At 35.3% G+C, this 23,486-nt stretch carries 23 protein-coding genes and 1 pseudogene; 2 read left to right on the forward strand and 22 right to left on the reverse strand.

From position 1 onward, the window contains the following. Positions 1 to 152 precede the first annotated feature (152 nt). The 6 genes from AC106K_RS22785 to AC106K_RS22810 form a co-directional block, all read right to left on the reverse strand. Entirely contained in the window at positions 153 to 941 is a 789-nt protein-coding gene (locus AC106K_RS22785; RefSeq protein WP_482447772.1) for an SDR family oxidoreductase, read from the reverse strand. A gap of 94 nt (positions 942 to 1,035) precedes the next feature. Continuing rightward, on the reverse strand, positions 1,036 to 1,425 hold the full coding sequence (locus tag AC106K_RS22790) for a RidA family protein (protein ID WP_482447773.1): 390 nt from the start codon (positions 1,423 to 1,425) through the stop codon (positions 1,036 to 1,038). Between the two features lie 104 nt (positions 1,426 to 1,529). Then, entirely contained in the window at positions 1,530 to 2,093 is a 564-nt protein-coding gene (locus AC106K_RS22795; RefSeq protein ID WP_482447774.1) for a Crp/Fnr family transcriptional regulator, read from the reverse strand. Between the two features lie 341 nt (positions 2,094 to 2,434). Beyond that, a complete protein-coding gene (locus tag AC106K_RS22800; protein ID WP_482447776.1) occupies positions 2,435 to 3,025 on the reverse strand; it encodes a hypothetical protein in 591 nt (196 codons plus the stop codon). Positions 3,026 to 3,158: 133 nt separating this feature from the next. Next, the gene (locus AC106K_RS22805) at positions 3,159 to 3,644 is read right to left on the reverse strand and encodes an SMI1/KNR4 family protein (protein ID WP_482447777.1); all 486 of its coding nucleotides are present in this window, start codon (positions 3,642 to 3,644) and stop codon (positions 3,159 to 3,161) included. 90 nt (positions 3,645 to 3,734) lie between these two features. Further along, entirely contained in the window at positions 3,735 to 4,319 is a 585-nt protein-coding gene (locus AC106K_RS22810; protein ID WP_482447779.1) for a TlpA family protein disulfide reductase, read from the reverse strand. Between the two features lie 393 nt (positions 4,320 to 4,712). Between AC106K_RS22810 and AC106K_RS22815 the strand changes: the two genes are divergently transcribed. Both AC106K_RS22815 and AC106K_RS22820 read left to right on the forward strand, forming a co-directional pair. After that, positions 4,713 to 7,043 carry a TonB-dependent receptor gene (locus tag AC106K_RS22815; protein WP_482447780.1) on the forward strand — a complete coding sequence of 777 codons (2,331 nt, stop codon included), beginning with the start codon at positions 4,713 to 4,715 and terminating at the stop codon, positions 7,041 to 7,043. 3 nt (positions 7,044 to 7,046) lie between these two features. Then, on the forward strand, positions 7,047 to 7,865 hold the full coding sequence (locus AC106K_RS22820; RefSeq protein WP_482447781.1) for a DUF4249 domain-containing protein: 819 nt from the start codon (positions 7,047 to 7,049) through the stop codon (positions 7,863 to 7,865). A 101-nt stretch (positions 7,866 to 7,966) separates the two neighbouring features. On the opposite strand, the gene AC106K_RS22825 is transcribed toward AC106K_RS22820, so the two are convergent. The 16 genes and pseudogenes from AC106K_RS22825 to AC106K_RS22900 form a co-directional block, all read right to left on the reverse strand. Beyond that, positions 7,967 to 8,233 carry a hypothetical protein gene (locus AC106K_RS22825; protein ID WP_482447782.1) on the reverse strand — a complete coding sequence of 89 codons (267 nt, stop codon included), beginning with the start codon at positions 8,231 to 8,233 and terminating at the stop codon, positions 7,967 to 7,969. A 43-nt stretch (positions 8,234 to 8,276) separates the two neighbouring features. Continuing rightward, positions 8,277 to 8,840 (reverse strand): hypothetical protein, encoded by a 564-nt coding sequence (locus AC106K_RS22830; protein ID WP_482447783.1) that lies wholly within the window; start codon positions 8,838 to 8,840, stop codon positions 8,277 to 8,279. 72 nt (positions 8,841 to 8,912) lie between these two features. Continuing rightward, positions 8,913 to 9,269 carry a hypothetical protein gene (locus AC106K_RS22835; protein WP_482447785.1) on the reverse strand — a complete coding sequence of 119 codons (357 nt, stop codon included), beginning with the start codon at positions 9,267 to 9,269 and terminating at the stop codon, positions 8,913 to 8,915. A gap of 82 nt (positions 9,270 to 9,351) precedes the next feature. Then, a complete protein-coding gene (locus AC106K_RS22840) occupies positions 9,352 to 9,690 on the reverse strand; it encodes a hypothetical protein (protein ID WP_482447787.1) in 339 nt (112 codons plus the stop codon). 60 nt (positions 9,691 to 9,750) lie between these two features. Next, entirely contained in the window at positions 9,751 to 10,239 is a 489-nt protein-coding gene (locus AC106K_RS22845) for a hypothetical protein (protein ID WP_482447789.1), read from the reverse strand. Between the two features lie 225 nt (positions 10,240 to 10,464). After that, the gene (locus AC106K_RS22850) at positions 10,465 to 10,776 is read right to left on the reverse strand and encodes an RHS repeat domain-containing protein (RefSeq protein WP_482447883.1); all 312 of its coding nucleotides are present in this window, start codon (positions 10,774 to 10,776) and stop codon (positions 10,465 to 10,467) included. A gap of 109 nt (positions 10,777 to 10,885) precedes the next feature. After that, positions 10,886 to 11,407, reverse strand: a complete 522-nt coding sequence (locus tag AC106K_RS22855) for a hypothetical protein (RefSeq protein ID WP_482447790.1) — start codon at positions 11,405 to 11,407, stop codon at positions 10,886 to 10,888. A 2-nt stretch (positions 11,408 to 11,409) separates the two neighbouring features. After that, complete coding sequence (locus AC106K_RS22860; protein ID WP_482447884.1) at positions 11,410 to 12,108, reverse strand: JAB-like toxin 1 domain-containing protein; 699 nt, start codon at positions 12,106 to 12,108, stop codon at positions 11,410 to 11,412. Positions 12,109 to 12,165: 57 nt separating this feature from the next. Further along, positions 12,166 to 12,228: pseudogene (locus AC106K_RS22865) on the reverse strand (hypothetical protein); the annotation flags it as partial. Positions 12,229 to 12,339: 111 nt separating this feature from the next. Further along, positions 12,340 to 12,774, reverse strand: coding sequence for a hypothetical protein (locus AC106K_RS22870; protein ID WP_482447791.1), 435 nt, complete (start codon positions 12,772 to 12,774; stop codon positions 12,340 to 12,342). A gap of 2 nt (positions 12,775 to 12,776) precedes the next feature. Continuing rightward, positions 12,777 to 13,679 (reverse strand): RHS repeat-associated core domain-containing protein, encoded by a 903-nt coding sequence (locus AC106K_RS22875; RefSeq protein WP_482447792.1) that lies wholly within the window; start codon positions 13,677 to 13,679, stop codon positions 12,777 to 12,779. Between the two features lie 69 nt (positions 13,680 to 13,748). Further along, on the reverse strand, positions 13,749 to 14,468 hold the full coding sequence (locus tag AC106K_RS22880) for a hypothetical protein (RefSeq protein ID WP_482447794.1): 720 nt from the start codon (positions 14,466 to 14,468) through the stop codon (positions 13,749 to 13,751). 1 nt (position 14,469) lies between these two features. Continuing rightward, on the reverse strand, positions 14,470 to 18,009 hold the full coding sequence (locus AC106K_RS22885; RefSeq protein WP_482447796.1) for a DUF6443 domain-containing protein: 3,540 nt from the start codon (positions 18,007 to 18,009) through the stop codon (positions 14,470 to 14,472). 6 nt (positions 18,010 to 18,015) lie between these two features. Next, complete coding sequence (locus tag AC106K_RS22890; protein WP_482447798.1) at positions 18,016 to 19,128, reverse strand: hypothetical protein; 1,113 nt, start codon at positions 19,126 to 19,128, stop codon at positions 18,016 to 18,018. Between the two features lie 111 nt (positions 19,129 to 19,239). Further along, a complete protein-coding gene (locus AC106K_RS22895; protein ID WP_482447800.1) occupies positions 19,240 to 21,351 on the reverse strand; it encodes a hypothetical protein in 2,112 nt (703 codons plus the stop codon). A 6-nt stretch (positions 21,352 to 21,357) separates the two neighbouring features. Then, positions 21,358 to 22,983, reverse strand: a complete 1,626-nt coding sequence (locus AC106K_RS22900) for a T9SS type A sorting domain-containing protein (protein WP_482447801.1) — start codon at positions 22,981 to 22,983, stop codon at positions 21,358 to 21,360. Positions 22,984 to 23,486: the final 503 nt, after the last annotated feature.

Here is a 23,486-nt window from a genome sequence, read left to right on the forward strand (position 1 = left end):
ACATGAAAAATTGAAAAAAATTGCATTCAGAACAAATATATGGGTCTAAAACTGAAAAAAGAACCCATATTACTGATCATGTAAGAACTTACAATATTGAAATCCTCCTGAAAATCAATGTTCTGAATAAAGTTCGTTTTGTCTGATAAATATTAATAGGTATTATTCAACCCACCATCTAAAGGGATGCTAGTTCCGGTAAGGTATGAGGCATATTCTGAGGCCAGGAAAGCAACGAGATGCCCATATTCTTCCGGTTTTCCAAATCTTTTCATCGGGATTTTATTTTCCCTGGCTTTTCTGATGCCTTCTGTAGAGGCTCCGGTCTGCACGGCTTCATGGTGGATCAGATTTTGAATTCTTTCGGTATCAAAATACCCGGTAAGGATATTATTGACGGTAATATTATGTTCTGCGACTTCTTTAGATAAAGTTTTTGCCCAGCCTATTACCGCAGAGCGAATGGAATTGGAAAGGGCCAGATTTCCGATGGGCTCTTTCACCGATAGTGAGGAAACATTGATGATCCGTCCATTTCCTTTCTTGATCATATGTGGTAAGGCCAGCAAAGTTGTTTCACAAACGGTTTTAAAAAGCAAATCAAATGCTGTCTGGTAATCATCTGTATTTTTGTCCAACGCTAGGCCAGGTTCCGGACCATTGGTATTATTGACCAGAATATCGATGGAATGAGCATTAAAATATTCTGTGATTATTTTTTTATAGTTTTCAAAATCAGAAAAATCGACTACAAGATATTGATGTTTCTGATCAGCATTTGGCCGGGGTAATGATTCTACGAAATCTTTAAGTTTAGCCTCATTGCGTGACATTACCGTGACATTGGCTCCGCATTTTGCCAACTCAATGGCGATTCCTGCTCCTATTCCCTGGGTAGCACCTCCTACGAGTGCATTTTTTGAAGAAAGTTGAATATTCATATCTTCTTGATCATTATGATTTAATGTAGATAAAGGTAAGAAAAAACCTCCGAAATACATCCGGAGGTTGAGTTTTAAGCACAATTATGAATGGCTATTTAACCGCTGTAGCTTCTAATTCCACTTTTAAAGTTTCAAAGAGCCTGTTGACTTCAAGCATCGTAACAGCCTGCTCAATCTGATGTTTTGCAATCCATTCCTGAAGGATAGGAAAATGAGGCCAGAGTTCTTCTTCAGAGGTAGTGTATATGTTTAACCTTACAATTCCTTTACATTCATAGCCTGCTGTTGTGATCACTTCCTCAAGGTTGGCTATAGCCTGCTCCAGCTGACTTTTCATGTCTTTATTACTCGAGGTACCGTCAGGATCAATGGCTGCCTGACCGGAACAATATAAAGTGGCTTCCACATTTTTTACTTCAACAGCCTGCGAATAGCTGCGTCCTTCCTGCCATTTCCATGGGTTTACGGTTCTTTTTTCCATTGTATTCATTAGATTTTGTTATACATGACTTTGCAAAATTGCAGAAGATGTACAGCAAATCACTGTGATCGGGATCACAATTATGAAGTGACAGAAATCACTATTTACAGAGGCAGACGGCTCAATGTTTCCCTGGAAACTCCCAGATAGGCAGCAAGAAGGGATTTCGGAACCCGCTGAATGAGTGAAGGGTATTTTTTTAATAACTGATCGTAACGTTCTTTTATGCCTATCGTCATCGTAGAAATAATCCGTTGCTGAGCTGCAATAAATCCCATATAAGCTTTTTCAAGGAAGAAGTGCTCCAATTTCGGAAGTTCAGTGCAAAGTTTTCTGTAGTCCTCCAGTTTCAGGCACAATACTTCCGTATCTTCCAGACATTCCAGTGACATGGTTGCCGGTGTCTGATGATAATAAGCCGGAAAATCGGTTTCCCACCAATCTTCCATGGCAAATCCTATGATATGTTCTTTTCCTGCTTCGTCTGTGTACACGAGTTTCAATAGTCCTTTCAGTACAAAATAATTATAGGGTACCACCTGACCTTCCTGAACCAGGAACTGATGTTTCTTGTATTTCTTATGAGTAAAACAGGACGATATAAGCTCATATTCTTCATCATTGAGGGGAAGTATTTTTTCGATGTGATTCCTTAGCTGATCCGGCATATCCTATTTCTTAACCTATAAAAATACTGTTTTTTCATAAAGGAACTCATTGCCGCCATTTGTATTTCAGTAAATATATCATAATGAATGCCATTCAATATTTTGATATACTGATCAAAAGAAGTTTTCCAATCACGACAACAGGATTCTGGGTGAACTTGAAAGCCGTTTCGAAGATGAACTTTCTCACCAATCATGAAAAGGCCTTAAAAATCTTCCTGAAAGACAGAGCTTCTGCGGGAGCCAACGTACAGATGCAGTTTCTGTATGAGTACACCCATTATCATTTAACTATTCCTGTACAGCAGGCGGTGGACATCCTCCGATGGAAGACCTTTATTCTATGTATAGCGTTCTATGCAAGTATACGTTTTGTTTTTCCGGTCATAGAAAACTTCTATAAACGGTTCATCCTGAACTCCAATTTGAAAGAGAAATTCAAGGTTTTCATCCCATTCCATCGGTACATCATCTTCTGGCCATATCATCGCCCAGCCTCCCTGATAGGCAAAAATCCCGTCATTGGAGTAGATAGGGTGTGAATCCATCCAAATATCCGTGTATTCCTCAGGCACAAAAGCTGCTAAGCTACACAGGTCATCCCGATCGCCATCATTTTCGGCAATCCATGCCTGAATTTCTTCATCGCCGTAATGCATCAATGTTTCAAAAGGCGGATAGACTTCCGTTGTTTTTTCTGTCAGCGGGGTATATGAAGTCAGATCAACAGATTCTATATCGATTGGTATAAAGCTGAATTCGTCCTGAGTTTCCGTGAGCCCCATCCATTGATTCAAATGCTTTACAATAAAGCGGGTGGGTAAATCTTCGTTAGCATATGCTGTTTTTTCATCCGGGCCATCAGCCTCCATAAATAACTGTACCTTGCGGATCAGTGGCCGGGCTTTCTCCTTCAACTGTTCTATTGTCATATGAAATGTGGAAAATGGTGTTAATTCTTTTGATTCAAAAATAGGGCTTTTTACCGGGTTCGACAATCTTTAAAAAGGAAAGGTGTGTGAATTCATAACTTTCTACTTTCAGTTTCCATCCTCTCATCCAATTCTAAATGCTAAAAGGATAATTTTCTCCCAGTGTGGGATGAATGCTATTCAAAGTATCATAAAAACTTTGTTGAATGGCTTCCGGAATCTCATCATATTCATCAAAATACTGATCCAGCTGCTGAATGACAAATGCCATTTGCAGCCATTGTTCAAAACTGATGTGCATAGTTCGTAGTTTTTCATCATCGTGATCATAGAAAAATACCTCATCACGCCGACCTAAAAACCATCGGTCGCCCTGTCCGTTACCTGCAAAGCACCAATAATCCGGCAGTTCGGATTCTTTATTTTCGTTAACCGCTTCAACCGAATTATACAGAATGGCTTCTGATGCCAGCTCAATGGTTTTTATTGAAGTCACCAGCTTTTTATATCGTTCAGGGAAAGGGAAATCAACCGTTGCAGGAAAGTTTTGAAAACTATTCTGAGCTTTTAAAATCTGTTTTTCGATAGCTTCAATGGGCTGTATTTTAAATAAAATCATAGGATGAAATTCGTCATGTATACTCAATTTTCAAATGATGACTGTTGATGATTCTCCAGCCGCTTAACTTTGCAACGGATCATCATTCTGTTATTTCAATAATGCCTCCATATCTGCATAAAAGGAGTCTTTACTGTAATCAGCAACTCCTGTATGCCGAAGTCTTATGGTTCCTTGTTTATCGAGAACCACAGTGGTAGGCAATGAACCGTCATATATTTCTTTCGGAATGTTTCCTGATAGCGTCAAAAATGGAATGGTAAAGCCTTTTTCTTTAAGATAAGCTTTTCCCAATGCCTGATCGTCATCCAGATTAATGGTCAGAAAAACCATATCGGGATGGGAACGGTATTTGTCATACAGCTTTTGAATGGAAGGAAATTCTGCCCGGCATGGAGGGCACCATGATGCCCAAAAGTTGATAAAAACCACTTTCCCTCTCAGATCTGATGTATTTGTAGGGATTCCTGCTTCATTTTTCACCGTAAAATCATGGTAAGAAATAGCGACCTCCCCAGCTTTAGGCTCTGATATACCGGAGTTTAATAATCCTGTGGAGGCCACCTGCCTCATCAGCCATGCTCTGGCGTCTGTATTCACAAGTATCACCACAAACAAGACCGTCAGAATTGCTGTAGACCAATTATTCTGTACCCATTTCTTCAAATCACCCATATTTTTTATTATAATGTTTTTAAATCCATACGTTTTGCTTCTGATCCGAGAACCATGCTCTATAAAAAGGCGCTTTCGCTTTCATGGATTTTAAATTTAGTTTGTCAAAAATAGAACATTCCTTCTCTTCACAGCAATATAATTTATCCTGTTCCGTTTAATTAACTGAAAATTAAAATAATAATAGTCTGAATATTATACGATGCTTTACATAAGTTCTGTTATCTTTGCTGCCGGAGTTTTCGGATATTTTGAGACGAAATCGCCGCTCAGGGAATTAAATTATTCAATAATAAGCTTTTGCGTGTAACTAATCTCCTGTTCGTTCAACTAATTCTACATCAATAAACTATTTAATATAGAAAAAGATCTACTTCTTTTTAAATAAAACTAATGCAAACATCCTTTTTAAAGATTACCGCAGCCACTGCGGCGCTCTGTTTCAGTACTTTTGTAATCGCCCAGCAAACCTACTCCGTAAGCGGAACGGTGAAAGACAAAAAAAACGGTGAACTACTGATCGGAGTAACGGTAAAAGTAAGTGAAAACCCGTCTATTAATGTTGTTGCCAATGAATATGGTTTTTATTCTTTATCACTTCCTGAAGGCAGCTATACGATTGTGATTTCAAATCCGGGATATCAGGATTTTGAACAACAGATCAAGGTGGATCAGAACATAAAGCTTGATCTTCCGCTTATCCAGCAGGAAGCCATCTCGAAATCGATTGATGAAGTTGTCATCACAGGAATCAGGAAGGACAAGAATCTGTCGTCTGCCCAAATGGGAACGGAAACCTTAAATATTAAAAGTATAGAAAAGCTTCCGGTTCTTTTTGGTGAAAAAGACGTAATGAAAACGATACAGCTGCTACCGGGAATTAAGAGCAGTGGTGAGGGAAACAGCGGATTCAGTGTACGGGGAGGTGCTACTGACCAGAACCTGATCCTTCTGGATGAAGCTCCGGTTTACAATGCTTCTCACCTGCTTGGATTTTTCAGTACCTTCAACAGTGATGCGCTGAAAGATGCCAGCATTATCAAAGGAAACAGCCCTGCACAATATGGAGGCAGGCTAGCTTCTGTACTGGACGTGAAAATGAAGGACGGAAATAATCAGAATTATAATGTGAATGGAGGAATTGGTTTGATCAGCAGCAGACTGAGTGTGGAAGGTCCGATTCAAAAGGAAAAATCTTCGTTCATCGTTTCAGGAAGAAGAACCTATGCCGATCTGTTTCTTAAAACATCCAAAGACTACAAGGACAATAAGTTATATTTTTACGATCTCAATTTAAAGGCTAATTATCAGCTGAATGAGAACAACCGTCTTTATCTTTCGGGATATTTCGGGAGGGATGTACTGGGATTAGGAGATACGTTCTCTACAGACTGGGGAAATTCTACGGCAACATTACGCTGGAACAGCATTATCAACAGTAAATTATTCTCCAACACGTCTTTTATTTACAGCAATTATGATTATAAGATCAGTCTGAAAAATGATGACAGCGTCTTTGATCTGAATTCTAAAATACAGGACTGGAACCTTAAACAGGATTTCACGTGGTTTGCCGGCAATAAGCATTCTGTACGCTTTGGTCTTCAGTCGATCTATCATACTATTACTCCAAGCAGTGCGGGAGGGACGAGTGTAAGCAGCTATCCAAGAAATCCAAGAAAATCATGGGAGAATGCTTTATATATCAATGATGATTTTAAAGCGACAGAAAAGCTGACCATCAATTATGGAGCAAGGCTTTCGATGTTCAGTGTTCTGGGAGGTGATACTTTCAATACGTATGAGAATGGGGTTCTTACGGACAGCAGATTCCTTGAGAAGGGAAAATTCGGGAAAACCTATGTGAATATTGAGCCAAGAGTTTCCGCCAACTACCGAATCAATGAGGTAAGCAGTGTGAAAGGAGCTTATGCCCGCAATACGCAGAACCTGCACCTTTTAAGCAACAGCAACAGCGGAAATCCTACAGACCAGTGGATCGGAAGCAGTTATACCGTGAAGCCCGAAATTGCAGACCAGATCAGCTTAGGCTACAGCAGAAATTTCAACAATAACAATTATGAACTGAATGCTGAGATTTACTATAAATCTATGCAAAACCAGATCGACTTCAAAAACGGAGCGCAAATCGCCTTTGATACGGGTGCAGATGTGGAAAGTGAACTTCTGTTTGGAAAAGGCAGAGCCTATGGTCTGGAAATTATTGCCAAAAAGAAAAGCGGAAAGCTTACGGGATGGATTTCCTATACTTTATCTAAAACGGAAAGAAAGATCAACGGCATCAATGATAACAACTGGTATAATGCCAGAATGGACAAAACACATGATCTTTCTATTGTAGCCACTTATCAACTGAATCCAAAATGGACCCTTTCCGGACTTTTTGTTTACAGTACCGGAAATGCTGTAACCTTCCCTACCGGAAAATATGAACTGAACGGGCAAACAGTATTCCAGTACAGCAACAGAAATGCAGACAGAATGCCTGCTTACCACCGAATGGATCTGAGTGCTACTTATGAACCGGAATCCAACAAACGTTTCCGCGGTTCCTGGACTTTCGGAATTTATAACCTGTATGGCCGTGAGAATGCTTACATTATCAATTTCGAAGATAATCCTGACCGTCCCGGAACTACCCGCGCCATGCAGACTTCTTTATTCCGATGGGTACCTAACATCACTTATAACTTTAAATTCTAAATCATGAAAAAATCATTTTTTATCATATTGTCCGCGTTTGCCCTTGCTTCCTGTGAAAAGGAAATTGATGTAGACCTTAACGATCAGAGCGGAAATATTGTCATTGAAGGCAATGTAACGGATAAACCAGGACCTTATACGGTGAAAATTACAAAATCCGTAGGGTTTTCGAGCCCTAATCAATATCCTGCTATTGCCGGAGCTGAAGTGGTTTTAAGTGATGATGCCGGCCAAACCGAAACGCTTCACTATGTAGGTAATGGGGAATATCAAACCTCCACATTCTATGGTGATCCCGGCAGAACATACACTCTGAAAGTAAAGGCTGAAGGAAAAGAATATACCGCACAGAGCACCATGCCTGAACCGGTACCGTTAATGGGTCTGGTACAGAGTTCTTTTAAATTCGGAGACAAGACTTCTTATACTCTTCTACCCGTTTTTACAGACCCTGCCCCACTGGGAAACCGTTATCTTTTTAGTTTTACCATCAATAATCTTACTAAGAAATACATGAATGTTTTTTCAGACAATGTGAATAACGGCCTACCCAATCAACAACCTCTTATTCTTCCTAATGACGACAATAAAGGAAGGGATCATGAGGTGAAACCAGGCGATAAGATCCATGTAGAAATGCAGTGTATCAGTACCAATATATTTACGTATTACAATGCTCTTCTTCAAATCACAGGAGGCAATGGTGGCAGTGCAACCCCAGCCAACCCGCCGAGTAATATCAACAACGGAGCATTGGGCTATTTTTCTGCTCATACGGAAAGTAAAGAGAGTTTTGAAATTGTAGACATGACTACTCCATAGATTAAGAAAGGATATTCCAGTGTTGGAATATCCTTTTTTATAGGGTATTTCTGCAGAAACGCTGTTCTTATTTTATCGGGATACGAGCAAGACCTTTGTATTTATTTTAAAGTCTTATCAGAGCATTCATCAATAATGTCAAAGATTTGATTTCTAAACGCTTCCACCTTTTCTTTTTCATCTTTCCAGGTTTCCGAGTTTAGAATTAACTGATCTGCTTCTGTAATACTTATTTTAAATTTTAAAACTAATAGCATTGTTGATTGTACCATGGATAAACCTTCTTTTCTCATCATGGATAATAAATCTTCTCTATTATCAATAGTATATTTTTCATATTTTTCTAACAGTTCTTCAGTATTCATCATTTTATAATTTCAAGAGTTGACAGAAAGAAATGGACAAACTTTCTTAAAATTTTTTATAAAATCCGGAAGTTATTTGTTCCTCTGTATTCAAAGACAGCAACTTTTCAATGATATCACTTTTTTTAATGTCCTTCAAAAGTAAAAATCTATTTAAGACAAAGGCAATGTCGGTAGAATAATATTGAACAAATATATCTTCCAATCTTTTATGGGTTGTTTCAATTAAATAATTCATGGTAGAATAGGTCCAATAATAACTATTCTGGCTAATTTTTGAGACTGCTTCAATCATTATAATTTCCAATTCCTCCTTATCCTTATCAATCTGAAAGTTTGTATAAAACCAAAAGCTTTCATTTTCTGTCAGTAAGAATTTCTTTTTTATTTTAAAAAAGAAACCTCCATTCTCATTAATTTCCGTAGGGCTATAAAAATTAACGTTTTCATCTTGATAATCATAAAAATGACCATCCTCTTTAAATTCTAATAATTCGCATATAAGTTTATTTCTGTATGCATACCCTTTTGTGAACGCATATCCTATCAAAAAGTTCTCAAACTCATAAGGTTGAAAGCCAAAAAGTTCTTTATTTATTTCTAATTTCATTTATTATTTCAGATAAGAATGTACACCACGAAGATATTCGAGGATTTTATCGATGCATATTCTCATTTATTTTTAAAAAAAATCTTCGAATGAATCTCCAAACTCCAATTCTTCACCCATTGCAAGAATAACTCCTCCAGTAGAAACAAGCTGAAAATCTGCATTAGCCTCTACAACCGTAAATGTAACCTCTGAAGTTTCTTTATTAATATGCCGCTTTACCGATAATTGGGGCAACTTTAATGTAAAAGGTCCTTTCATATATTGACAGCCTGGCAATATTAAATACATCACATTCTCATTTTTGTATGAATAAAGCTTTAGGGCCAGTTTTACGTGAGTTATATCAAATAACCATATTCTGGCAGTATCATAATGAGGCTCTTTTAAAATTTCATTGATATGCTCTAAATCAGTTATAATTTCCATAGTTATTGATGAATTTGAAAGACTAATTATATACTCTAAAATCTTACTCCGGACTCAATATTTCATTAGCCAATTATTTTTCTCAAGTCATATCTTCTATATCCATGTATTGTGTTTTCGGATCAGGAAATACATCTTCTATATGACCAATTTCAGAGCAAATATGTCCGATGTGTCCTTCATTGACAATTTCCGTTATAACCTTTTTAATTTCCAGCTTGGTAACATTCTTAGCAATAATCATATCTATCGCCCAAAAATAACTTTCCGGTCCCTCATCCAATAAATATCTGACATTTTCCAAAGTAAATATTGTAGCAAAAAAGACTTTTCTATTTTCTAAAACAATATTTATATCAATATTGTCATTATCAGGATCTGTCACATTATATCCGGCTGGAAAAATTATTTTAAAATTCATATTAAAAATGATCTAATAGTCAATGAATTACTTGTTTGGGGTTGTGTGGTCAGAATATCTCTATTCATAATTCCTTTTGCCAGGGTTAAGATACCATCGCCCTTCTTTCTTAAACAATAATGCATTACATATTAACATTTTGGAAAAAAATGCTGGATAATAAGAATCAATTATGGCTAATAATTTAGTTTTGTTGGTCTTTTTTATACAGATAAAATTAGTCTTTGGATGTTGATCATTTTCTGTTTTATAATTAAATTTTTCATAATCATTGCATAATTCTTCAAAGTCTTTAGAATAGACCTCGTCGTAATGGCTATCTATTATCGAAATCACTCTTTCAGTAGTAACTAGCATACAAGAGCTATCCAAACTACATTCTAAAATAGGCAATTCATTTTTCTCTAATAAAACAAACTCAGATTGATAATTGTCGTCTACTAAAACTGTATTCATACAATCATTAAAAGTAAGCCAATCCTTTGGCTCTTTGTCTATACATTTAAGACTAACCTCAAGCACTTTATCTTTAAATTCTTTTGCATTCATAAACATTAACCTATTCCTAATATTTATCCGGGAGTACCGAGTTGGGCATATTTTAGTTTTTTTTCTTTTATTTAAATTTACCCAAGCTGGTGCGAGCATCTTGCTCGTACCAACAATAACAATTTTAAAACTACACTTATTTTCTATATTTCAAAAATATAGATTCGTACTTACAGCTTTAAATAACCAATCCCTTACTATTTGTAAAGGGTTGATGCTATTTTATCAGATACGAGCGTGACGCTCGCACCAGCAGGGGGACCAACGTCTCATCTTCTCTGCCAGCGGGTCAGCAACACCCCATCTTCCAATATCCGGCATATAGAATCTCGCACCATAATCATACATACCCGTCTCCTGCAACTCCTTACCATTGTACTTATAATTCAAATACCCTCCCAACTGGCTTTTAATTCCACCTATATGGTTCATTCCAAATGGGTAGTAATTATTGGTATCGGTTATTTCAAGAGCGCTTGCGCTGTTTTTTGCAAAGTTTACCCGGGTATTGCCAAGGTGATCTTTGTAGTGATAAATATAACGATTTTCTTAGATTGAAAATGATAAAACCATCACAATAGCAATGGTTTTTATCACTAACTACACAAAAAGATTCTTGTTGGTACATTTTTTGTGCTTATGAAGATTAATCTGTATAATCCTTTGAAAATTTTATACTTTTCTTTTCTAAAAGACTTTTGATTTCATTTGACTTTTCCTGAGGTAAAATTTCAACAACTTCATTTCTACTATTCAATGTAATATGCCAATTGGTTGTATTGTATGTGATAGCCATTTTAGCTAAGTTAAGATTTTCATATGGAACTTCTTTAAACGTATTTTCTAATAAGTAAGATTTATCTAAATCCTCGCTGATAATTAATTTATACCCATTAATTTCATACACTTTAGAATATTTAAAATCCATTAATAATGCTGGATTTACAAAACATAAATCAATCCAATAATTTCCATTTTTAGCATCATCACTTTGTGCTCCGATAATAATAATATTTGTTTTTGGACTTACTACTTTTTGTTGATTTCTATATTCTATGTAACTGGCAACAATGTTTCTTGCTGCATTATTTTCCTTATTAAAAATTGCTGTATTACAACTAAGTATTAAAACAAAGAAAATCAGTAGATAATATATATTCTTTTTCATTTTTAATTCTTTTTACCACCTATAAATATTGCATTTTTTGAGTCGTATTTAAAATACCCTTTGCCAGGAGTTGGCCATTTCCAAGTACCATATTGATATGTATTTGTAATTTGAGGGTTATTACTTCTAAATTTCGCATCTCCTTGCTTTAAACCATAAGTCATTACTGGAACATTATTTATAAATCTATCATTCCAACCTGAAGGCCCCACATTTGCACCAGGAGGATGAGAGTGTACATTTTCAAAATGGGTTCCATCTTGTATAGTATGTCCTCCAAAACTATATGCTCCCAACATAGCACCTGCATTCACACTTTGATTAACAGAATGATTGGTACTTACAATACTGGTACTATATCCATCACTAAAATTAAATGTATCTTGAGAAAACTCTACTTTTGTATTTTCTGCTGCAAATTCAAAGAATTGAGTTGCTGCATCATAATTCTGTATTTGCAGATAACTGTATGTTGAGCTTGCGCTTCCTTCCACTCCATCACTTTCAGGTAATTCAAAGGGCAATGATTTCATTTCTCCAATCTGCGAATTTCCTGTTGGATTTTCCTTTGTTACATTTGTTCTTGCAATTTGGATTGATTTAGATTCATCTTCGTTAGTAATAGTATCATAAGCATTGTTATCCTTTGTTCTTTCTATATTACCATTATTAAAAATCTTGATCTTATCTTCTGCTTGCATACCATCAGGATCAATGAATCGTATAGGATTATTATAAGCATATGTATATGTCGACCCCCTTCTCGAAGTTTCCGCCAACGGATCTACAACTCCCCATCTGCCTAGATCAGGCATATACATCCTCGCTCCAGAATCATAAATATCCTTTTCCTACAACTCCTTTCCATTATATTTGTAACTCAATCAATTTCTTATAAAAACATGTAAGAGCCCAGTTGCCAAATATCATACTTATTTTGAGTAATAACTACATTTAATATATTCTGCTATATCTGGTAATAATTCAATCCCTTTGTATATTTGTATCTCTATAGAATAATTTTTATTGGAAAAATTTCCTTTTCCAATAATTTCGTTCTTCTTAATTAATTGTTGAGGAGTTATTTTTTTAGGAATATTTACAATATTTGAATATATAAAAAATAAACTATCACTTTTTATTACAATACTATTTGAATTACCATTTTTAATTATTTTTGAAACGATTCCATCTGATAACGAAAATACTTTAGAATTTTTAGAACTGATAGAAAGTGAATGATTCGGATTGTAATACTTTCTTAATGTATTCGAACTTGGATATGTATTACAAAAACAATCTCGCATAGGCTCTACTCTTTGAGCATTTAAAGAACAAAATAAGAAGAAAAATAATATCCTTACCATAGTTAATTTATTAATTCATTAATCATTTTCTGTGCTTTTTGTTTTGCATCAATTTCATGTTGTCTTTCATTATATGATTTGGTATTTTGATTTTCTATAAACTTTCCTGTAGAAGGATTTTTCGTTTTTTGATTAAAATCCAAACTATTTTGAGTAGAGTGAACAGCTTCCTCGCCACCTGTTTTTAGATCCCCCATCAAGCTTCCTTTTTCTCCATACATAGATTCTCCAACAGCATTCCCTATATCTACTTGAGTTTCGCTTAATACAATGTGTGTATCTTTCCAATCATCTGTTTTATTATATTCCCCAGTTTCCTCATTAAATTTCCCCATCGTATCCATTGATTTTGAAGAAATGTTTCCACTGGTTTTTAATTCATTGTACATTTTTCCAGTCATTGTTTCACCATTTGCTCCAGATAGCGAAAGATATTTTGATTCTACTTGCGTAGTAGAGTTTCCAACATAATGTATATATATTGTATTCTCTGAATCAACCATTTTTTGCCAAGTTTCTCTACCTGTTTGGGTTTTTGATAATGCATTTTGTAATCTTTTTGCATCAGCACTTTCAGGATTCCCTATTTTTAAAGGACTTCGCCCATCAGGATCAATAAACCTAATAGGATTATTAAATGCATAGTTATAAGGACTATGTCTTGTCATTTTTTCTGCTAGCGGATCAATCACACCCCATCTTCCAATATCCGGCATGTACATTCTCGCTCCATAATCATACATTCCAGTTTCTTGGAGCTCCTTACCATTATATTTGTAGCTATATAATCCTCCCAAATTAGAAAGACTCACCATTCCTGTGATATGGTTTAATCCAAATGGATAATAATTGTTGGTATCCGTAACTTCAAGGATTCCTTCATTATTTTTAGCAAAACTAATCATATCATTCCCAAGATGATCCTTGCATTGATAAATCTAATTGAAACCACTCAAAGAGTGGCTTCAATTACATCATTTTGGATTAAAAAGTCTAATAGTTTCGGTAGGGAGCTTTTGATTTAAGCTAAGGTCATCTAACACATATATATCATTTTGCCCAAGCTTTTTATCTTTGTCTTCAAATAATTCCGAAAATAAACCTTTTAAAATAATATGCTTGTTTGTGTTAGAAAAAGGGATATCAATAAAAAAAACATTATCCTGCTTTTTACATTCAACAATCTTACTTGTAATTAGTTTATTGTCAATAAAAATATAATATTCAAACTTTCCTACAGAGTTAACTTTTTCATATTCACTAGGAGTGTAAAAAGAATATCTCAAAGTATTTTTATTTTTTTTCTTTAAAAAAAATTTACTATTTATTTTGTAACTACCATGTTTTGGATGATAAAAAATAAATTGATTTACTTTTTCTTTATTATCAATAATCCTGTACTCAAGTCTTACATTATATCCGTCATCTTTTTTTAAATCAATGATATTCCACCAATTTATTTTTTGACCTAAATTATTTATAAATCCATTAATTTCATATTGATTAAATCTACCTGATACTTTTTTTATCGTATCGTTTATAGGTACTTCCTTATAATTTTTTAATGTTTTTAAATTAGTTGCAATTGAAAAATAATCCGAGGATAGAATATCTTTCTTATCATCTTTTTGACATGATAGCAATGTAATTGTGATTATTAGAAGAAATAATGTTTTACACATCTTAATTTTCATACTATTTTAAAGCTTTAATTTTCGCACTTCTTGCAGAATCTGTTGTTGTCATAAAACGAATATACCTTTCACTATCCCATTTTTTTCCCATAGGAATACCTGGAAGCGTATCTTTAATTTTACCTTGTTTGTCAATTGTCCAAGTATCATAATACACAGAATCAATTTTCTTATTTCCTGTTAGGGCAGATACCCCCAAATCAACTAATGACATTACATCTACCATAAAGTTTATTTTATCTTTCCCATCATTTCCTCTACTCAAACTATTAACCATTCCCATAAAACCATCCAAACTCACAATTTTGTCTATATCCCCTCTAAAAAAAGGATTCGTATAATTTAAAGGAGCTGCACCCCCTAAATTTGTATAAAAATTACCACCTTCATCTCCTAAATGAGATAGATATTTTGTAAGATCAAAAGCACCTTGGCCTTTTATATACATTCCTCCTGCTGTTGTCTTCGCTCCATATGAAGTATTACCATCTGCATCTGTATAAGTTCCATCTGCATTTAAAGTATATGTTACATTACCATTAGTTTCGTCAGTAACCTGACCTGTTTCAGCTACTCCATATACATTTGCATACCCTGCATCCAAGGCTTCTTGGGTAGTATTAATATTAGCATTATATATTAAATTATGTTGTTCTCCTATAACCTGATGTATCCATCCTTTTCCTTCTCTTCCATCTGGATCTATAAAGCTTATAGGATTATTAAAAGCATAATTATACGGACTAAATCTTGTCATCTTCTCCGCCAGCGGATCAACAACACCCCATCTTCCAATATCCGGCATATAGATCCTCGCTCCATAATCATACATACCCGTCTCCTGCAACTCTTTGCCGTTATACTTATAATTCAAATATCCTCCCAACTGGCTTTTAATCCCACCTATATGGTTCATTCCAAATGGGTAGTAATTATTGGTATCGGTTATTTCAAGAGCGCCTGCGCTGTTTTTGGCAAAGTTTACCCGAGTATTGCCAAGATGATCTTTGTACTGATAAATATAACGATTTTCTTCAAAACTATAAAAACCTTCTGCTGTAGGGACAAAATCTAGCTTCCATGTTGGTGGTTCTCCTAGATCAGGAATGGTTTGTCCGATACCCTTATAAGCTTGTTCTTCAAAAGCAGATGCAGTGCGGCACCCCAGACATATTCCACCACTGTCTCTATATGTATACTGGAACCCATCCAGATAATCGGTTATAGTGGTACTTGTTATTCCTCTTGGAGGTGTAGTTGAATACATTTTTCTCAACTTGGTTCCATCTGCACGATAAAGATAATTCAAACCTATATACATAGTAATTCCAAAAACCTCATTTTCAACCGAATAAGCATTTGGTAAATTAAGATAATTATACGTAATGGTATTAATACCTTTATCCTTCATATTAATCATGCTGCCATTCAGATTATAATCAATAAGATTATTTCCACCTTCATAGCCGGTATCATTCATTCCATCTTCTATTACCTTATTCAAACGGTTTCCAACGTATTGATAAGTAAGATCATCCACCAAAGTAGAAGTTAGCCCATATACTGGAACTGCCCAACGTTTCAGGGTACCGATGTTTCCGTTCAGATCATAGGTTAGATGTTCATCAAAGGTTCCGCTGATACCCGTTGAAGGTTCTTTATAAAAAGCTTTGGTCAATCTATTGACCTTGTCATATTCGTAATCATAGCGTTTCAATAGATTTTCAGAGCCATTGTTCCAGTCTACTTCTGCTATATTTCCATTGTATCTGCCAACTACCTGAGTATTGGCCGGATTGTGATACTTTATTTCATATCCAAACAGTTTTCCGTTCAGATTAGAAGGATCATTGATTCTGGTCATCCAGCCTCTGATATTGTATCGGTAATCAATCTGCTGAAGTGGTGAAGCCGCTGCAATACCTCCTACTTTCTTAGATTCAAGCTGCGAAAGTTCATTGTATTTGTTCTGGGTAAGGTATTCTACAGGATTATTGTCTACCTGATGTTTGTGTACCAACAGTCTGTTTTGTGAATCGTATTCAAAATTCTCTGTGATCACCCTTTCTGTATCGGAAGTCAATCTTTTATGTCGGGTAAGGGCCTGTAGTGGTAAACCTGCAAAATCCAGTTTGGATTCTGTTCGGGTATAGCCTCCCAAATGATTAATGGAATGGGTTCCTATTACTCTTGCTTTCTGATCATAATACGTGTAATTCTTCGTCCAGTTGTCATCTTCAATATTCTTTACAAAACTCATGACAGGTAAGCCTTTGGTGCTTCTCCCATCTGAAGTAGGGGTAGCCGTTAAAACGGTCATTTCAGGGGTATTGGCCGGAAGTGCGGGGTTAAAACCATAGGAAGGATAGCTGTCATAATAGTTTAAGGATAATAAAGTCACCCATTTCGTTGAATTGGGATAAGTAGTATCAGGATTATCATAGTACACATTCATTCCCTGTCTTTCGAAAAAAGCAGTATTGATTCTATTGACACTGTTTGAAGCATATCCGTTAGCAATACTTTGTTCCTGAGATCTTTCTCCACCTGTACTTATACCGGTAATCGCGACTCTTCCAAATGCGTCATATTTAGTGTACAGCCAGTGACCTTTGAGCTTTAATTCTGCATCCTGAGTGGCTACCAATCGGTCTTGTTTGTCATATATCATAAATTCCCAACCTTTTCCGGGAAGTTTTTTCTCCACAAGTCTGCCCCTGCCATCATAGCGGTATTGATAGCAGAGTTCATCTTGTTTTGTGGTATTGGGAACAATATCACCTCTCATACTGGCTATAGGAGGTATAACAAAGGCTAGCTGGTCATATTCATTATATACATAATAGGTACTGCTTTCATCTTCTTTTCTCACCATTATAAGCTGGCCATTGCCATTTTTGAATTCTATGGTTTTATTCCCATCTTCATCAGTAACCGTATTTTTATATAATTGGTTATCCGTATACAGCCAGTTTTCACCTAATACCGATTTCGTGGCTCCATTTTCCCAGGTGGTAACGGTTGTAAATTTTCTTACCTGGTCATTAACGGAAACAGCTGAATATTCAAACTTCACAGGTTTGGTATTCCAGGCATTTCCTACCTGAATCTGCTGCTGTATCCTATCCAAAGGAGAATTTTCCAGTACTTTTTCTGAATAGATCTTTTCGCCTGTATAGATTCCTGTAGCATCACTTACGGGAAAGTTTACCATACCCGGTGTCTGGGGATAAATTGTCCCGTTTTGGGTTCCGGACTGAGGAATGGGAAGATAATCTCTGGTCTGTCGCCCAAAATTATCATAGACTATAGGCGTTACTATATCTCTGCCTAATGGTGACGCTTTTACATTTACCACCTGTTTAGCTCTGCCTAATCCATCGAAATACTGAACGGTTTCCGCCGATTTGGTCGCCTGGGTTCCGTTATAATCAAGATAGGTTTTTGTCTGTATATAGTTTTCAGTATTAGGAAGCGGGGTAAGCTGGGACTTCACAGTACCTACCACCAAGATTCCTATGGGGATTAATATTTTTTTCATCAGGTATTAGTTTTTATAGTTGTATTTCATTTCTTTCAGGATCTTGCCATCCATATCAATCACTTTTTCCAATCTGCCGGCTGCATCATAGATATAGTTTTCTCTGATACCGGACGGTGGGGTAATGCTTCTTACTCCGATCAATGGATCATAAGTATAGGTCGTAATCTGATAATTTGGTAAATTATCTCTGAATGTTTTAAATGCAGTAAATAAGGCGGTTTCATCATTGTTTGGCCCAGCAGAAGCATCAGTATTGGATGCATTAACAATTGCATCTATTGTGGATTGTGAAATATCTGATAGTTGTGCTCCTTCTATTTTTGCAATGGGTTGCGTTTTATTGTATCCCCAGATTACAGTTACTGAAGTACCCCCTCTTGTAGTATACTGTTGAAGGTTTCCTTTGTCATCGTATTTATCAAACTTTACATCTGTGGATGGTGTGTTATCTGATATATCGTAAGAGATTGATGACAATGGTAATATCAAATTTCCTGTTTGTGCTGTTGGAAGTACTGTAGGATAAATTGTTTCTGATTTACCTAATATTTTTGTGACATTTCCAATAGTTCGGGTTGCCATTGTTTCTAATGGAATACCAATCATATTTCGGTCGATCATTAATTGGTTGCCTTTTTCAGTAGCATAAGAGTAGACGGTTTTTAATTTTTCCCCACTCGACATTATATTTTCTGTGCTTTGGAGATTGATAGGTTTATTGATATCCGTATCTGAATAAAGATTTTTGGAAACCGTTTCTATTGTATGATTGGGAAAATATTCAACTGTTTTGGATTCAACATTTTCTATTTTTCCAGAGTTTATTGATATAATTTCTTTATTAACGGGATAGAATGAGGTATAGATGGGTTGTTGGCCCGGATACGTAATGCTAGTTGTAACTAGTTTTGGAAATTTGTCTATATCCAGATTTAATGCAAAGGCTATTTGATCGGGTTCATAAATTGTAAAGCCAGACTTAGGATTTTTTAAACTATTAAAAACATATTTGTTGGTTTGCACCCTTACCGTATCACCCGCTTTATTGAGTATGATATTTTTTTCTAATAACCCATTCTTCCATTCATCGTAATTTGAATAAATATGAGTGTACATTTTATCACTATCTGAATTATTAGTTCGGGAAAAAACATTCACAGTCTGACCCAAATCATTATATTCTGTAACCTGCTTGTAAGTAACGACATCGGAGGAATTATATCCACTTTAATTGGTACTTGAATTATTAATAACCAAATACTTTTGTATAGATGGAGGATATATTTCTTTTCCGTCAGTACTCTGAGTTATATACCTTTTTAATAAACTTGTATATTCAAATGGCATATTTAAAACACCACTACTTTTGTAAGTATTTGTTGATGGATCTAATACCTCATATTTATAATTGTAAGTATTAACAAAATTATTCTCATTTTTGTCTTCAACCTTCTTAATTCTAAGCCCGCCAATAGGAAGATTAGTGTTCACTTTATTATATTGTCCATAAATAACATCTATTCCGTAGCCACATGTACATTTTCCCATTCTTGATAATGAAATATTAATAGGGCTGCTTAGGTCATTGATTTCAAAGATTCCCGGTTTACCATTAGTTCCATAATGCATACCATTAGCAGTAGCATTTCCATAACATGATGTGTCATGAATCTGACTTGTTTCGTCATCTACATTATTTTCACATGTATTTCCAAATACTAATCTTATTTTTGGGTTCTCTTTTCCAATAAAAAAGCCAGGGGGAATTGTTACAGATTGATTGACATTTCCAAAAGTATCGCTAAGACCTCCTGCAGGTTCTGAAAGAACGTTTTTGAAATTATCAATATACCCCCACTGGTAATCCGTTCGGGTAAAAAACTTATTCGCATTTTCATAGTAAAGATATTTGCTTCCACCTGTAGGATAATCAATCCTATTTAAGACACCAATTTGTGTATACATAGGATTGGTATTCCTGTCTCTTGTATATTGGCTTGGAATTGTAATATTTTTAGAAGTATAATCTGTATAAATTTTATCCGGAATATTAGAAGTTGTTTCACCATACATTGTAGAGTTAATATACCCCCAATAATCATCGTTACTGGAATTACGTGCAGGAAATAACTGACTTTCATCATAATAGAATTTATGATAGGTATTCTTTAAATCATCATAAACGTTTAATAATTTAAGTCTATAATCCTGAAAATTGCTGCTTCCGGAATTTGAGACAAAGTAGGCAAAATTCAAATGATAATTTTTGATAACCTTTTCATATTTATCTTTTATCAGAATTTGGCGTAGAGCAACACCATCATTTGCCCAAATATCCTTTCTTAAGCTTGTGCCGTCTGAAAATGGTAAGCCATCATTAGAGTAATTAAAATAAACGACTCCATCCGGAAAGATAATTTTTGTAATAAGTTTTTCTGTATTTAATACTGTACCAGAATATCTTTCGTAATCTGGCAAGCTTAAAGGCATTTCTGCAGAAGGATCAATTTCATTTGCATTAGTAATATTAACATTCACTTTTTCTGTTGTACTCTTTTCTGTATAAGAATAACCTTTTCCATATTCAAATAAAACCTTTTTATTCGTTACTGTTCTTATACTATCAATTTGATACATCGTTTCGCTGCTTGCAGTAGTACTGCCGGGAATGCCTGAATCTACAATTGTTCTATTTTTGGTGCTTAAGAAGTAAGAAGTACCATCTGTTCCTACAATCTTAATGTTCTTTTTATTATTTGTAGCAGTAATGAGTAAATCTTCATGGGGAATAGTGTATCCGGTACTATTATTAAAAATGAAATTACCGCTTCCTAAAGGAAGAGAATAATTAAATAAATCCGGTCTCGTATCATACACTCCTTCATAATGATCCTCGATAATTTGTCGAATATCATCATCATACATCCCTACAGACCTAATTTTTGCATTTACAACATTTATATCTTTAGTATACAGAGAAGAATATTTATCATCCTTATCCATAATATTTTGGCTAATGGTATTTGGAATACTTAATGACCAGCCTAAACCGACAGTACTGGCTACTTCATTCAATTTTATTCCACCGGTATTATAAGATAGGGCAATTGGAATATTAATTCCATCAACATTTATAGTGTAAAAAGGAATATTAATATTGGCTTTTCCTCTAAATAAATCAATCGGTAACTTACCCACCTTGTCAATTGCATAAGCATTTGCAGATGTTGGAAAAGCTACAATATTTTTTTTCTGTTCTGAACTTCCATTACTCATTTGAGCTGAAATTTTACAGCTAAGGACGGTAATGAAAATTATAAATAATTTAATTAATTTCATCTTCGTTTATTTCTTTATGAGCTTTGCATTCGCTGTTTTATTATTATCCGTTTTGATCGTCACCAGATAAGCTCCCTGCACCAAAGCCTGAGTATTAATCTTCGTAACATTGTTCTTTGTTTTCAAACTCTGAAGCTGTCTTCCACTCATATCGTACAACAGAATATCCGCTTCCTTGAAATCAAAACCAATTTCTACATAGGCATAATCAGATACAGGGTTTGGATAAATCTTGATGTCTTGTTTTTCGATCAGCTGATTAACTTGTTTGTCTCCAAGTTTTACAATCTTCCAATTCTCTTTTCCAAGTTCTGTTGCGCTGGTTCCGGCTAAAATGATAGAGCCATCTCTGTTCAGCTTCAAATCTGAAAGTCTCTCTTCTCTCTGTCTTGATTCTCCTGTTACGTGTTTTCTCCATTGCTCATTTCCGTTCTGATCCAGATACAGCATCCAGAACGTTTCATCATCTTTTTCTATTCTACCTTCTGCCTGAGTATAACCACCTAAAAGAATTCCTTTGGAAGATTTGTCATCTGAAGAATGGATCACACTCATTCCCATCAAAACATCACGATTTTTGAAGTTGTAGGATTTTTGCCACTGTTCTTCACCTCTTTCATTCAGGGAAATCAACCAAAGGTCTGTTCCTTCTTCAATACCTACTGTTTTGTTACCTGATCTTTCTGATCTGGATTCGCCACCGATGATATAACCGGTTGATGTCAAGGCTAAAGTTCTGATATGATCATCGCCTTTTCCACCATAATTCTTTTCCCATTCTACTTTTCCGTTTCTGTCAAGTTTTACGATCCAGTAGTCGCCTTCACCGAAGTTGGTGCTTTGTTTGGAAGTGGCAGATGTTAGGTTGCGGGTAGCAGTACTTTCGGTTGAGGATTTACTTTCAGGATTTCTTACTCCGGAACCCGTCTCACGAACCTCAGAGCTTCGGGAATAAATTCCCAGTAATGCCCCACCGTCTTTCGTTGGAATCATTTTTTCAACTTCATCCAGACCTTTTCCGCCTAAAATCAGTTGTGAAAGTTCTTTTCCATCTTTATCCAACCTGGTGATCCAAACATCTTTGGAACCAAAGCCTTTGGAGGAGTTTTGTACATTTCCAGCCACAAAAAAACCTAAATCGGTCGTTTGAATCACTGATCTTGCTTCTTCATCAGAGGAAGTCCCTAAAGTTTTTTGCCATAATTCATCGCCAAATTCATTAATTCTGATCAGCCAGATGTCTGATCCCCCTTTAGAATCCTCTTTTTTATCCAGACCTTTTCCTGAATAAGAAGTTCCGGCCAAAAGGAATCCACCATCCTGAGTGGTAACTGTTGCTGATAAATAGTCATGATTTTGCCCTGAAAAATACTTTTCCCAGACTTCATCTCCTTGTTGATTCAATTTTACAAGATGGAAATCGTAGCCGTTGTTTTGCTTACTGCCTGAAGTCTGTTGCTTATCACTTTGAATAGAGCTTCCTGTGATCAAATATTGCTGATCGATTGTAGTGGTAATCTGGCTTAGAAAATCCTGTGTAGAGGATTTGATGTCTTTTTGCCATACTACTTCCTGGGCAGACATACCGAGGAACATGCATAATGTCAATGCACTGAAATAAACTTTTTTCATTCCTGTGTTGTTTTTTGAGTTAACAGTTTTAGTTTTTTTTACAAATTTATCTTGTAACGCTTAAAAGTAAAATTAATTGTATTCAATACAAACAATTATGACTTATTAATATGTATTCAATAAAAATAACTCAACTTTCATGATCTTATGCAAAGCTATCAATATACTGCGACAAAACTTGACGCAATAAATGACAATGTGTGTATGCTTCATATTACGTATCAAAAATTCATTCGTGTGTATTCTAAAACATCCATGTTAAATTGACAAAAGACCCTTCTTTTTTTACCACAGCAAATATTCTATAGACGAGCTTACAACATACTGTATTAGTAATAGAATTATGCCACGAATACACTAATAAAAATTCGTAAATTCGTGGTTATACAAAGCATAGAAACATCAAAAAACTTCAATACAATTGAGTACACAAAGTCCTCATTATTTTCTACCATCTATCGCAGATCTTCTTGAAGAGTATTGGAAAACCCAAAAAGCGCTGA

It is taken from the genome of Chryseobacterium sp. FR048 (genome assembly GCF_056844665.1).

What these genes read in the sequence shown, in the direction of transcription:
- AC106K_RS22785 (WP_482447772.1), bottom strand. Translation starts at nt 941, where the DNA reads ATGAATATTCAACTTTCTTCAAAAAATGCACTCGTAGGAGGTGCTACC.
- AC106K_RS22790 (WP_482447773.1), bottom strand. Translation starts at nt 1,425, where the DNA reads ATGGAAAAAAGAACCGTAAACCCATGGAAATGGCAGGAAGGACGCAGC.
- AC106K_RS22795 (WP_482447774.1), bottom strand. Translation starts at nt 2,093, where the DNA reads ATGCCGGATCAGCTAAGGAATCACATCGAAAAAATACTTCCCCTCAAT.
- AC106K_RS22800 (WP_482447776.1), bottom strand. Translation starts at nt 3,025, where the DNA reads ATGACAATAGAACAGTTGAAGGAGAAAGCCCGGCCACTGATCCGCAAG.
- AC106K_RS22805 (WP_482447777.1), bottom strand. Translation starts at nt 3,644, where the DNA reads ATGATTTTATTTAAAATACAGCCCATTGAAGCTATCGAAAAACAGATT.
- AC106K_RS22810 (WP_482447779.1), bottom strand. Translation starts at nt 4,319, where the DNA reads ATGGGTGATTTGAAGAAATGGGTACAGAATAATTGGTCTACAGCAATT.
- AC106K_RS22815 (WP_482447780.1), top strand. Translation starts at nt 4,713, where the DNA reads ATGCAAACATCCTTTTTAAAGATTACCGCAGCCACTGCGGCGCTCTGT.
- AC106K_RS22820 (WP_482447781.1), top strand. Translation starts at nt 7,047, where the DNA reads ATGAAAAAATCATTTTTTATCATATTGTCCGCGTTTGCCCTTGCTTCC.
- AC106K_RS22825 (WP_482447782.1), bottom strand. Translation starts at nt 8,233, where the DNA reads ATGATGAATACTGAAGAACTGTTAGAAAAATATGAAAAATATACTATT.
- AC106K_RS22830 (WP_482447783.1), bottom strand. Translation starts at nt 8,840, where the DNA reads ATGAAATTAGAAATAAATAAAGAACTTTTTGGCTTTCAACCTTATGAG.
- AC106K_RS22835 (WP_482447785.1), bottom strand. Translation starts at nt 9,269, where the DNA reads ATGGAAATTATAACTGATTTAGAGCATATCAATGAAATTTTAAAAGAG.
- AC106K_RS22840 (WP_482447787.1), bottom strand. Translation starts at nt 9,690, where the DNA reads ATGAATTTTAAAATAATTTTTCCAGCCGGATATAATGTGACAGATCCT.
- AC106K_RS22845 (WP_482447789.1), bottom strand. Translation starts at nt 10,239, where the DNA reads ATGAATGCAAAAGAATTTAAAGATAAAGTGCTTGAGGTTAGTCTTAAA.
- AC106K_RS22855 (WP_482447790.1), bottom strand. Translation starts at nt 11,407, where the DNA reads ATGAAAAAGAATATATATTATCTACTGATTTTCTTTGTTTTAATACTT.
- AC106K_RS22860 (WP_482447884.1), bottom strand. Translation starts at nt 12,108, where the DNA reads ATGCAAGCAGAAGATAAGATCAAGATTTTTAATAATGGTAATATAGAA.
- AC106K_RS22870 (WP_482447791.1), bottom strand. Translation starts at nt 12,774, where the DNA reads ATGGTAAGGATATTATTTTTCTTCTTATTTTGTTCTTTAAATGCTCAA.
- AC106K_RS22875 (WP_482447792.1), bottom strand. Translation starts at nt 13,679, where the DNA reads ATGATTAGTTTTGCTAAAAATAATGAAGGAATCCTTGAAGTTACGGAT.
- AC106K_RS22880 (WP_482447794.1), bottom strand. Translation starts at nt 14,468, where the DNA reads ATGAAAATTAAGATGTGTAAAACATTATTTCTTCTAATAATCACAATT.
- AC106K_RS22885 (WP_482447796.1), bottom strand. Translation starts at nt 18,009, where the DNA reads ATGAAAAAAATATTAATCCCCATAGGAATCTTGGTGGTAGGTACTGTG.
- AC106K_RS22890 (WP_482447798.1), bottom strand. Translation starts at nt 19,128, where the DNA reads ATGTACACTCATATTTATTCAAATTACGATGAATGGAAGAATGGGTTA.
- AC106K_RS22895 (WP_482447800.1), bottom strand. Translation starts at nt 21,351, where the DNA reads ATGAAATTAATTAAATTATTTATAATTTTCATTACCGTCCTTAGCTGT.
- AC106K_RS22900 (WP_482447801.1), bottom strand. Translation starts at nt 22,983, where the DNA reads ATGAAAAAAGTTTATTTCAGTGCATTGACATTATGCATGTTCCTCGGT.